The following is an 11695-nucleotide window of genomic DNA, read 5'->3' as shown; positions in this document are numbered from 1 at the left end:
CCACCGAGCTCCTCCGACGACCCACCCTTCACCTTCGCCCCGGCCGCAGCCTCGGCCTGCACCTTGGCCTGCGCATCCGCCTTCGCCTTCGCCTCCGCCTCGGCGATCCGCGCCTCGATCGCCTTCACCTGCTTCTCCGCCAACGGCGTCCGAGGCGTGTTCCGGTCCGGCGACCCCCCACCGAGCTCCTCCGACGACCCACCCTTCACCTTCGCCCCGGCCGCAGCCTCGGCCTGCACCTTGGCCTGCGCATCCGCCTTCGCCTTCGCCTCCGCCTCGGCGATCCGCGCCTCGATCGCCTTCACCTGCTTCTCCGCCAACGGCGTCCGAGGCGTGTTCCGGTCCGGCGACCCCCCACCGAGCTCCTCCGACGACCCACCCTTCACCTTCGCCCCAGCCGCAGCCTCCTGCTGCTTCGCCGGCTCGGACTGCGGGCCCCGGTCCTTCACCGAGCCCGTGGTGTTCGGAGACTCCGGCTGGGGACCGCGCTGCGAGTCCGTCCGACTCAGGGGCTTTGCGTTCTCGGGAATCTGCGCCTCCCCACCGAGGCGCTCGCCCCGGCCGGAGAAGGGCTCGGTCGTAGCCGCGGGCTTCTTCGCAACCGGGCCACCGTTGACCGAACCACCCGGCCCGACCCCGCCCTGCTCCAGATCAGTCACAGTCCGCACATTGGAACCACCAGGCCGCGACCCCGAACCCGCCCCCGGCCCCTCATCCACCCACCTACCACCGGACCGACCGTCCAGCGTCATCCCCGTACCCCGATCAACCGGCGGCTTCGACCCACCGTTGACCGAACCACCCGGCCCAACCCCACCCTGCTCCAGATCAGTCACAGTCCGCACGTTGGAACCACCAGGCCGCATCCCCGGCTCCCGGGTGCCGACGTTCGGCCCGGCCCCGTCCTTCGGGAGATCAGCGATGGTCATCGTCTTCTTGGCACCGAACGGCTGCGCCGAGGGCTTCTTCGGGTCCGGCTTCGCCGGATTCCCCAGTCCCCCGCCGGATTCCTCGGGCGACTTCACCGGTACGTCGGGTCCGCCCTTCTCCCTCACCACCGCTACGGCCTCGGCCTCCGCCTTCGCCTTCGCGATCCGCGCGTCGGCCGCCGCCGCGTGCTTCTCCGCCTGGGCCGTCCGGGCCGTCTTCGGATCCGGCTTCCCCGAGGGCGCGCCCTCGGAGGACGTCTGCTTCGTCCCGCCGACGGTCCCCTCGCGTTCCCTCGCCGAGGAGGCGGTCGGCTGCTGGTTCTTCTCCGGCTGGGTCCTGGGTTCCAGGTCCGGCCCCGTGTGCTTCTGTCCCGCCGTCTGGCTGGTCCGCTCGTTCGCCCTGGGCGCGGAGGCGGAGGAGTCGTTGGGCTTTCCGTTCTCCGACATCCGCTCCGGCGTGGGAGTGTCCCGGGGGCCGGAAGCGCCTCCGGTGGTCGTCCGCTGCGTGGTCGCGAGCGACTCCGAGCCCTCCTTGAGGGGTGGCTTCGCTCCCTCGGACCGGTTTCCGCCGGGAAGGCCCTCGGGGGACGAGGGGGTCTTCGCGGAGACGGAGCTGCGGTCGGTCGTCACGTTGAGGTCGCTGCCCGGCCGCGTTCCGGCGGGCTGCTGGTCGAAGTTGGACTTGTAGGTGGTCTGGTTGCCGGCCGGCTTCTCGGACGGTACCTGGCCGGGGTTGTGCTCGGGCGCGTCGATGCGCGCTCCGGGAGCGCGCGAACCGCCGTTCCCGGGCGTCTGGTTGACGGAACGCGAGGTGGCCGCGTCGGGCGTCGAACCGTCCCTGCCGCCCAGCGGCGCGGGCGTGTCCTGGCTCGTGAGGTGGCCGCCGGTGCTCTTCGGCGGGGCGGCGTTGCCGACCGTGCCCGCCCCGGGCTGCTGCACTCCCCCGGGCTTCACCTGTCCCTCGGGAACCGACTGACGCGCTCCCGGCGGGTTGACCTGGCCGGGCTCGTGGGCCACCGGCTCGGGGCTCCGACCGGGCGTCGACGTCCTGGGCGGGCCGGGCGGGGTGGTGGCGCCGGGGCCCTCGTGGACGGGAACGGTCCTGGGGGGCTCGGCCCCGCCCGGCGCCGGGGAGCGCCCCGGCGGCAGGCCGCCCGTGCCCGGCTTGGCTCCCAGCGGGTTGCCGGTACCCGGGAACTCCAGCGGCGGGACCTTGCCGACCCCGCCCGGGTTGACGCCGCCGACGGGCCCCGGCCCGTCCGGGATCGGTACGGGCGTGCGCCCCGGCAGCGTGACGTGCTCGGTGGTCGGGGGCTTCTCGCTGACCGGGTCGATCTTCGGGGGATTCGCGCCCTTGCCCCCGATCCCCTTGGGACCGACGATCCCGCCCTCCTTGGGCCCACGGAGACCGGCCAGGCCACCGAGGCCGCCGAAGGCGGCCCCGATGCCCATGTTGATGCCCTCGGCGGTCCAGTCGATCTCGAACGGGACGTCGTAGATCTTGTCGGCGATCAGCTGGCTCAGCAGGTCGGTGCCCAGCTGGAGCAGACCGCCGGCGACGGCACCACCGATGAAGGCGCCGATGTTGAGGATGGTCTGCAGGCTCTCGCCGATCGTCCTCAGGATGTTGGTGATGGCCGTGATGAGGCCTTCGAGGAGCGGTGCGATCAGCTTGGCCAGCAGGCCCAGGCCGAAGGGGAGGACGAGGCCGAGAATGGTGCCGATGATGCTGGCCAGGCCCGCCGCGTCGGCGGCCTTCTGCTCGGCCAGCTGGATCCGCTCCAGCGCCCGGCCGTAGTCGTTGATGGCGTCGCCGATCTTCCAGCAGGTGGTGACCGCCGGGTCGAGCACCGAGCCGCCGACGAGGTTCCAGGCGTCGTGCGCGGCCACCATGCCGTCACCGGTCCACTGGTACTTGTCCATGTTCATGCTGGTGGCGTACCGGGCCGCGTACACCGTGTTGCCCAGCTCGATCCACTGGTTTCCCAGGGCGTAGATCTCGCTGATGCTGAAGCTTTCGTCGGCCATCCGGTATCCACCTCGGAGCAACGTGCTGCGGTAGTCGCAGACTGGAAGGAGCGGGCGGGCCGGCAGCCGGAGGGCCACCGGCCCGGTGGGAGGGGCAGGGCCTCAGGCCCGCTCCTCCTCGTGGAGCGCGACCTGGAGCAGCCTGGCCGGGCCGGAGCGCCGGACCAGGACGCCGCGGCCCGGCGGGCGCTGGGCGGCCCGCTGGTCGCCCAGCAGAACGCCCTCGCGCGGGTCGCCGGACAGGATCAGGCCGCCGGTGCCCAGGTCCTTGAGCCGCGAGAGGAGCGGATCGGACATCATCGGGCGGCCCACCCCGGCCACCCGGCGGGCCAGCACCACGTGCAGGCCGATCTCCCGGGCCTGGGTCACGTAGTCGGCGAGCCCGGCCAGCGGGGACTGGTGACCGACCGCGACCAGGTCGTAGTCGTCCACCACCACGTACAGCTCGGGCCCCTCCCACCAGTCCCGGGCACGGAGCCGGGCCGCCGAGATGCCGGGCGGCGGCATCCGCTCGGCCAGCTTGGCGACCAGCTGCTCGGTGTAGGCCTCGGCGGCGACCGCGTCACCCGCGTAGGCGCCGATGTACTCCTCCGGCACCGCGTCCAGCAGGCTGCGCCGGTAGTCGATCACCATGAACCGGGCCTGCCAGGCGGTGTTCCGGTCGGCGAGGGCGCCCATCCAGGTGCGCAGGAAGGCGGACTTCCCGCTGCCGGCGTCGCCGAACACCAGGAAGTGCGGATCGGTCGGGCCCAGCCCGAGACCGACCGGTGCCAGGTCGCGCTCGCCGACTCCGATCGGCACCTCGTCCGCGGCGAGGTCGGCGGTCCGGGCGGGGTCGAGGTCCGCGAGGAGCACCCGCTCGGGCAGCATCAGCACCGGCGGAGCGCCCGCCCCCGGCCAGCCGGCGGTGATCTTGGCGAGCGCGTCCTCCTGGGCCTCGGCCAGGCCGGTGGTGCCTTCGCGGCCGTCCAGCCGTGGCAGCACGGCCTGGAACAGCACGCCGGGCGACACGATGCCGCGGCCCGGGATGCCGGGGACCTGCCGGGCCGCCTGGCGGCTGACCTCCGACTCCGTGGGCTCGTTCAGCCGCAGCTCCAGGCGCCCGGAGAAGCTGTCCCGCAGGTTCGGCCGGACGTCGGCCCAGCGGTTGGCGGTGAGGATCACGTGCACGCCCACGCCCAGGCCGCGGGAGGCGATGTCCAGCACCGAGGCCTCGGCGCCCTCCAGTTCGGCGCGGATCGCGCCCCAGTTGTCCAGCAGCAGGAAGACGTCGGCCGCCCGGGTTCCGGCCGGCAGCTTTCCGGCCCTGCGCAGGGCGCGGAAGGACGCCACCGAGTCGATGCCCAGCTCCCCGAACAACTCCTCCCGGGCAGCGACCAGAAGGCCGATTTCGGCCAGCACCCGACGGGCGCGCTGCTCGTCGCGACGCCCGGCCACGGCACCCACGTGCGGGGCGGCCTCCAGCGGGGAGAGGCTGCCACCGCCGTAGTCCAGCCCGTAGAACTGCGCCTCGTCGGGGGTGTGGGTGAGCATCGCGGACAGCACGGTGGTGCGTAGCAGGGTGCTCTTGCCGGTCTGCGGCGCCCCGACGAGGGCGAGGTTGCCGTGGGTGCGCTCGAAGTCGAACTGGAGCGGCAACTGCTGCTGCTGGAGCGGCAGGTCGAGCACGCCGACGGGGAAGGCCAGCCGGCCGACGCCGGGCCACAGGCCGGCCTGGCGGCCGCGTCCCGGCTGCTCGGAGAGCGGGCCGAGGAGGCTGTCCAGGGGGATCGCGCCGGGCAGCGGGGCGAGCCAGACCTGGTGCACGGACTGCCCGAACCGGCAGACGTGCTCGACCGCCACCTCCATCTCGGTGGGGCCCGAGGGCAGGGCCGGCGGCTGGGCCTCGGCCGGCCCCTCGGGTTCCTCCTGCGGCACCGTGCGCAACGCGTAGGGGACGACGGGCAGGGCGGCGCCCGGACCGTCCTCGCCTGCGCGGGGTTCCTGGTACGGGCCGGAGATGTGGGCGACCCGGAACCGCTGGTAGACCGACTCGTCCACCTTGAGGTAGGCGGAGCCGGGGATCGGGGGCAGCTGGTAGGCGTCGGGGGTGCCGATCACCGTCCGGCTCTCGGCGGCGCTGAAGGTGCGCAGGCAGATGCGGTACGACAGGTGCGACTCCAGGCCGCGCAGCCGGCCCTCCTCCAGCCGCTGGGTGGCCAGCAGCAGGTGCATGCCGAGGCTGCGGCCGACCCGGCCGATCTGGACGAACAGGTCGATGAAGTCGGAGCGCTGGGAGAGCAGTTCGCCGAACTCGTCGACCACGATCAGCAGGTAGGGCAGCGGTTCCAGCGGCTTGCCGTCCGCATCGCACTGCCCGGCGGCCTGGCGCAGCTGGTACTCGCGCAGCGAGTCGACGTTCCCGGCCGCCCGCAGCAGCCTCTGGCGGCGCTGCTGTTCGCCCTGCAGGGCGACGCGGACCCGGTCCACCAGGGAGAGGTCGTCGGCGAGGTTGGTGATCAGGCCGGCCACGTGCGGCAGTCCGGTGACGCCGGCGAAGGTGGCGCCGCCCTTGAAGTCGATCAGCACCAGGCTGAGCAGGTCCGGGGAGTGGGTCATCGCCAGTCCGGTGACCATGGTGCGCAGCAGCTCGCTCTTGCCGGAGCCGGTGGCCCCGACGATCAGGCCGTGCGGGCCCATGCCCCCCTGGGCGGACTCCTTGAGGTCCAGCAGCACCGGGTCGCCGTCGCCGGAGAGGCCGACCGGCAGGCGCAGCAGCCGCTCGTCGCCGGCCGGGATCCAGCTGACGGACGGATCGAAGGCCGCCACGTCGGGGGTGCCGAGCATCTCGGGCAGGGTGACGGTTCGGGCGAGCAGCTGCTCGGGCTCCTCGGACAGGCTCAGCGGGGCCAGGGCCCGCGCGGTCAGCTCGCACAGCTCCGGGGCGGGGGCGTCCGCGACGGCCCCCTCGACCCGGCTGTACAGCTCGGTGTTGCGGCCCTCCAGGGCCAGCGAGCCGTCCTCGCCCACCCGGGCGCGGACCTCGGTGCGGGTGGGCTCCTCGCGCTCGGCGCCGACCAGGCAGATCACGGTGATGCCCAGGGCGGGCCCGGCCGATTCCAGCAGGGCGGTGGCCACCGGGCCGCGGGCCCAGGCGGCGGCCGGGTCGTAGGGGTCGAGCAGGACGACCAGCCGGTGCAGCACCGGGTCGGGGGCGCCTGCCAGGGTCGGCCGGCGGGTGGTCCGTTCGCTCTGGGCGCGGGCGATCGCGCTCTCCACGGCGTCGGCGAGCGCGTCGAACTCCGCCGCGACCAGGGGGACCACGCCGGCCGGGCCAGGGGCGCCGGCCTCGTGGGTGTGCGGGAGCCACTTGGCCCACTCCCAGTCGGGATCACCACCGGTGCAGACCACGATGGTGACGTCGTCGGGGGCGTGCAGCACCGCAAGCTGGCAGAGCAGCGACCGGGCCAGCGCCCGGGTCCGGCCGGCGGGGCCGAGCAGGCTGAGCACGCCGGCCTTGGCCAGGTCGACCAGGGCGGGCTGGCGGCCTACCGTGCCGGCCTGGTCGACCACCCGCTGCGCGGCGGCGTGGGTCTGTTCGTCGTACTCCGCGAGCGGGTCGTTGCGGGTGCCGAGCTGGATCGGGGTGGCCAGCGTGCCCTGCCCCTGGCCCAGGCGCACCAACAGGAAGTCCTTGTCGGTGGCGCGCCGTTCCCAGACCCTGCGGCGGCGCTCCGCGAGCGCCCAGAGCCGCTCCGGCGAGGGGTGCAGCCAGCCGGCCGCGAGCCGCTGGCTGTCGGCCACCTGACGGGCCGTCCGCTTGACGTCGGTCAGGTAGCGCAGGTAGCGCTCGCGCTGGCGGTCCTTGGCCTGGCGGTTCGCGCTGCGCATCTGGTGGCGGACGGCGAGGGTGGCCCCGATCGAGATCACCACGAAGGCCACGCCCAGCACGATCAGCAGCGTGTTGCGGTACATCACCATGTAGGCGGCCATGCTGATGCTGCTCATCAACGGCAGCAGCAGGGTCAGCCAGGTGCTGGCCGAGGAGTTGGCGCCCTGGGGGGCCTGCGGCGGAGCGGGCAGCACCACCCGCTGGTCGGGCAGGGCCGGCGGCAGGGCGCGGGTGGGCCGGTGGAAGGGGATCCTGCTCACCTGGTGGTGCCTCTCGGTGCTCGACTGCGGCTGCGGTGCGACCGGCCCTGGCGCGGGGGTGCGCCGGGGCCGGGCGAGGTGGAGCGTGGGGTGGGGCGGGGTCAGAAGACCTCGGCGATCACGGTGTTGGTCTTGTCCGGGGCGGGGGACGTCGGCGCCGGGTTGTAGGCGCCCGGGTCACCGGAGCCGGTCGCGGGGCTGCCGATGGCGGTGGTGAGCGGCCCGAAGAGCTTGGTGACGATGAAGTCCTCGGCGTGGTCGTAGTTGCTGACCGCGCTGCCCAGGGCGATCATCAGCCGCTGGAAGACGCCCTCCGTGCCGTCGGGCTTCTCCTTGGTCTTGGTCCCGACCAGCTCCTTCATGCAGGCGTTCCACTGGTCGAAGAGCTCTCTGGCCTGGTCCGCGGTCTTTCCCGCCCAGCCCAGCCGGAGTTCGGCCAGGGTCTGCTCGATCGTGACCAGGCTGTCGAGGATGCTGTTCAGGGAGGTCTCGACCGTGGTCTTGGCCGCCGTCATCTCCTGGAGCGGCACCGCGAGCTTGATCGTGTCGTAGCCGTCGGGCGAGTCCAGGGGGAGCCCGGAGGGCGAGGTGTAGCCCGGGACGTTGGTCACGTGCTTGGGGTCGGGGGCGGGGGTGGCCATCAGGCGCGGACGTTGTTGTAGTTGGCCAGTTCCATCTCGTGGTACGTCCGGTAGGCCGCCCGCATCCGGTTGGTCATCTCTTCCAGCAGCTCCGTCAGCACGACCATGTCGTCCTTGTAGACCTTGCAGATCGCGGCGAAGGAGGTGCCGGCCGGGCCGGTCCACCCGCTCTCCACGGGCGCCAGGGCCGTGGCGATCGCGGAGATCTCCTCCTTGATGTTCTCGCTCTCGGCGCTCAGCGTGCCGGAGGCTTCGAGCAGTTGCCGCAGGTCGACCTTGAAGTCCTGCAAGCTGTAGGTCACAGCGGGCGCTCCCCGGGGCTCGTCGTTCGGCCGGTCCGCACCGGTCCGGCCCGATCCGCGTACGGCTGGTTCACGTACGCACGTCGGCCCTGCGGAGTCTAGGCAGCGGCCGGACGGCCGGGACAGCCCCGCTTTCTGTCCCCCGGGTGTCCCCGAACGGGGACCTCCCGCCGTGGGCGCGCGGTGGGCGAGGATGGCCGTGTTCACTGCCCACCCCTGGATCCGGAGGTCCACGTGGTCGCCCCGATCAACTCCCCGATCTACGTTCCGACGCCCGAGGACGGTGGCAACGGCCCCGACCCCAAGCCGGGCGGGGGCGCGGCCGATCCGACGCTGAAGATGCTCTGGGAGAACGGCTACGTCCCGGGCTTCAGCGGCGTCCCCGCGAACAACGGCGGCGCACCGGCCGGAACCGACCCGTCCACGCCCGCCCCCGCCCTGCCCGGCCACGCGGCGTTCTCGGTGGACCTGGCGACCCTCTACAGCGTCATCTCCGCCGGAGCGTCCGGCGCCTCCGGAGTGGTGGACGCCTACAACGCCCTCAAGGTCAAGGTGGGCGCGGTGGTCGCCAGCGGCACCTTCTGGGGCCAGCAGGCCGGCAGCATCCAGACCGTCTACGACAATTCGGGGATCGCCGGCGGGATCGGCCCGATCGCTCGGCAGGCGTTCGTCTCGGACAAGGGTGTCCAGAAGGCCGCCGGGAAGTTCGCGCCGATCATCAACCCCGAACTGACCACGGCGCTGCGGCAGGTGGCCGACGCCGTCGAGCTCTACGGCGTCTACCTGGCCCGGCTGGACCTGGCGGGCCAGGCCTACGCATCCGCCGACTACGGGTCCATCATGCCGGAGGTCGCCCCGAGGCCGAAGAGCTGACCGGTCGCCTTCGGGGCGCGGCGCCGCGCCCCGAGGTGCGGTGCCCCTGACCGCCGTGCCTCAGACTGCGGCGCCGAGCTCCGGCAGGTCCTCCGGCAGCACGGTGGTCAGGTCCTCGGCCGTCGGGTCCGCGAGGTCGGCGACCCGCTGGGCGTGCCGCTCCGTGATCCACTGGAAGACCTGGCGGGCGGTGCGGCCGTTGCCGAAGCCCTCGTCGCGCGGCAGCTCCGTGAAGTACCGGGCCAGCGCGGCCAGCGTCGGTTCCGGCAGGTCGTAGCGGTGCTGCTCGGCCTGGTGGACGACGATGTCGACCAGCTCCGGCCCGAGGTAGTCGTCGAAGGTCAGTGTCCGGGTGAACCGGGAGGCCAGGCCGGGGTTGGCGTCGATGAAGCGCTGCATGTCGCCGGGGTAGCCGGCGACGATCACCACCACCTCGTCGCGGTGGTCCTCCATCAGCTTGACGAGCGTCGAGATGGCCTCCTGCCCGAAGTCGCCGCCCTGGCCGTGCGGCACCAGCGCGTAGGCCTCGTCGATGAAGAGCACCCCGCCCAGCGCCCGGCGGAACACCGCCGTGGTCTTGGGGGCGGTGTGCCCGACGTACTCGCCGACCAGGTCGCCGCGGTCCGCCTCGACCAGGTGGCCGCTGGAGAGCATGCCCAGCGCGTGCAGGATCCGCCCGTACAGCCGGGCCACGGTGGTCTTGCCGGTGCCCGGGTTGCCCGCGAAGACCACGTGGCGGCTGGTGGGCGGCGGTGGCAGGCCCAGTTCCTTGCGGCGCCGGACCAGTTGCATCAGCTTGACCATGGTCTCGACGTCGTGCTTGACCCGCTCCAGCCCGACCAGCCGGTGCAGTTCCTCGAGCAGGGCCGCCAGCTCGGCCTCGGCGCTCTCCCGGTCGCCCGCCGCCCCCGGTTCGGCCGTCCCCTCGGTCTCGCCGGCTCCCCCCGGCGCACCGGGCGCCGTCGGCGCACCCGGCAGCGCCCAGGGCCGGGCGATCCCCGCCGGGGTGCCCGGGGAGGCGGGGCCGGCCGTGGCCGGCAGCGTGGACTCCTCGACCCGCTCCGTCCGGCAGTCCTCGATCACGGCGGCGGCCCGCTCGGCCAGCGCGACGTCCTCGGCGGTGTCGTGGACGAGGCAGCGGCGCAGCACCGGATCGGCGCCCGCGCCCACGTACAGGGCCGGGTAACCGGTCTCGGACAGCGCGCAGTCCTCCAGCAGGCCGTGCGCGCCCTCGTCCAGGTACAGACCGTTCTTGGCGGTGCGCGCGATCGTGCTGGTCCGCACCCGCGGGTCGGCCCCGCCGCGCACCACGATGCCGCTGCCCGCGGTGTCGGTGATCGCGCAGCCGTCCAGCACGGGGGTGCTCCGCTCGGCGGCGAGCAGGCCGGAGCCACCGGTGTCGTGGATCCTGGTGCGGTTCAGCAGCGCGCCGGTGCGCTCGCCGACCTCGACGCCCGCGCCCACCGTGTCGGCGATCTCGCAGTCCTCCAGCAGCGGGCGGTGGCGGGTCTCCAGGCGCGCGCCGACGCCGACGCCCCGCACGGTGCAGCGGTACAGCGCCGCGTCGGCCCGTTCTTCCACCGAGACCCCGGCCATCCGGGCCTGCTCGACGGTGGTGGCCCCGGCGCTCAGCAGGGCGTTGCCGGTGATCCGGATCCCGTGCTCCGGCGTGCCGTGCAGGCGGCAGTCGGTCAGGTCGGCGGAACCGTTCTCGCCCAGGTGCAGGCAGCTGAAGCCCGCGTCCGCCACTTCGCATCCGCTGAGCGCCAGTTCGGCCTCGCCGGCCAGGTACACGCCGTTGCCGGTGGCGCGCAGGAAGCCACCGCCCTCGGCGCGCACGGAGGCGCTGTTGCCCAGGGCCAGCCCGGTGTCGCCGGTGTCGGCGGTGACGGTGTCGTACAGGCGCAGGCTGGTCCGGTCCACGGCCACGATCCCGGCGCCGCCGGTGTGGGAGATCCGGCAGTCCCGCAGCAGGACCCGGGCGTCCTGGTCGGCGAGGACGCCCACGGTGGCGGCCGCCGTGATCTCGCAGTCCGTCAGCACCGTGCCGCGCCGGTCCGAGTCGGCCGCGCCGGCCACCGGCAGCCCGGGAGTGTCGGCCGAGGCGTGCAGGCCCGCCGCGTGGTTGCCGTGCAGGCGGCAGGCGCGCAGCACCGGGGCCGCCGCGCCGGCCACCCGTACGGCCGCGCCGCCGCTGCCGGTCACCTCGCAGTGCTCGAACGAGCCGCCGCCGGTGCCGTCGACGTACAGTCCCTGGGCGCTGCTCGGGCCGATCCTGGTGGTCCGGACCTCGGGGACCGCGCCCTCGGTGACCAGCAGCCCGATGCCCTCCGTTCCGACCACCGCGCAGCCTTCGACCACGGCCCGGCTGTCCCCGCCCAGACGCACGCCGACGCCGACCGCCCCGCGGACGGCGCAGTCGCGCAGCACCGGGGCGGCCTGCCCGGCCACCTCGACCCGGCCGACCACCTCGCAGCCTTCCAGCACGGGCGCGCCGCCGCTGAGCAGGACGGCGGGCTGCGCCGGATCGACACCGCGCAGCAGCAGACCCCGGACGGTGGGGCTGCCGCCGACCACGGTGAGCGCGGGCCCGCGCGCCGGGGCGATCGTGACCGTGCCCGGCCCCTCGGCCGCCTCCAGGCTGACGCCGCGCTCCAGCAGCACGCTCTCCGCGTACTCGCCCGGCATCACCGAGACGACCCCGCCGTCGGCGGCGGTGCGCACGGCGGCGCCGATGCTCCGCTGGACGCCCCAGCCCCGCTGGGCGACCTTGACCCACGTCTGACTCATT

Annotated in this window: 5 protein-coding genes and 1 pseudogene; 1 reads left to right on the top strand and 5 read right to left on the bottom strand. The window is 73.8% G+C overall.

The genetic code is table 11. The annotated features are described in order from the left end of the window. From ACH5AR_RS28685 to ACH5AR_RS28670, 4 genes and pseudogenes are all read right to left on the bottom strand, one after another. Positions 1-2957: pseudogene (locus ACH5AR_RS28685) on the bottom strand (hypothetical protein); the annotation flags it as partial. 102 nt (positions 2958-3059) lie between these two features. Next, positions 3060-7088 (bottom strand): type VII secretion protein EccCa, encoded by a 4029-nt coding sequence (gene eccCa / locus ACH5AR_RS28680; protein WP_396304421.1) that lies wholly within the window; start codon positions 7086-7088, stop codon positions 3060-3062. Between the two features lie 101 nt (positions 7089-7189). After that, positions 7190-7729 carry a WXG100 family type VII secretion target gene (locus ACH5AR_RS28675; protein ID WP_396304420.1) on the bottom strand — a complete coding sequence of 180 codons (540 nt, stop codon included), beginning with the start codon at positions 7727-7729 and terminating at the stop codon, positions 7190-7192. Then, positions 7729-8031: a WXG100 family type VII secretion target gene (locus ACH5AR_RS28670; protein WP_396304419.1), complete on the bottom strand. Its 303-nt coding sequence runs from the start codon at positions 8029-8031 to the stop codon at positions 7729-7731. Before ACH5AR_RS28670 ends, ACH5AR_RS28675 begins: the two co-directional genes overlap by 1 nt. A gap of 234 nt (positions 8032-8265) precedes the next feature. On the opposite strand from ACH5AR_RS28670, the gene ACH5AR_RS28665 reads away from it, so the two are divergent. Next, complete coding sequence (locus ACH5AR_RS28665; RefSeq protein WP_396304418.1) at positions 8266-8904, top strand: hypothetical protein; 639 nt, start codon at positions 8266-8268, stop codon at positions 8902-8904. 60 nt (positions 8905-8964) lie between these two features. Here ACH5AR_RS28665 and ACH5AR_RS28660 read toward each other — a convergent pair whose 3' ends face one another. After that, a complete protein-coding gene (locus ACH5AR_RS28660; protein WP_396304417.1) occupies positions 8965-11694 on the bottom strand; it encodes a right-handed parallel beta-helix repeat-containing protein in 2730 nt (909 codons plus the stop codon). Position 11695 lies beyond the last annotated feature (1 nt).

The organism is Kitasatospora sp. NPDC018619 (genome assembly GCF_044391605.1).
In the GTDB taxonomy this organism is placed as follows: Bacteria; Actinomycetota; Actinomycetes; order Streptomycetales; family Streptomycetaceae; genus Kitasatospora.
This window is presented reverse-complemented; position numbering and strand designations above follow the sequence as displayed.

What these genes read in the sequence shown, in the direction of transcription:
- ACH5AR_RS28660 (WP_396304417.1), bottom strand. Translation starts at nt 11,694, where the DNA reads ATGAGTCAGACGTGGGTCAAGGTCGCCCAGCGGGGCTGGGGCGTCCAG.
- ACH5AR_RS28675 (WP_396304420.1), bottom strand. Translation starts at nt 7,729, where the DNA reads ATGGCCACCCCCGCCCCCGACCCCAAGCACGTGACCAACGTCCCGGGC.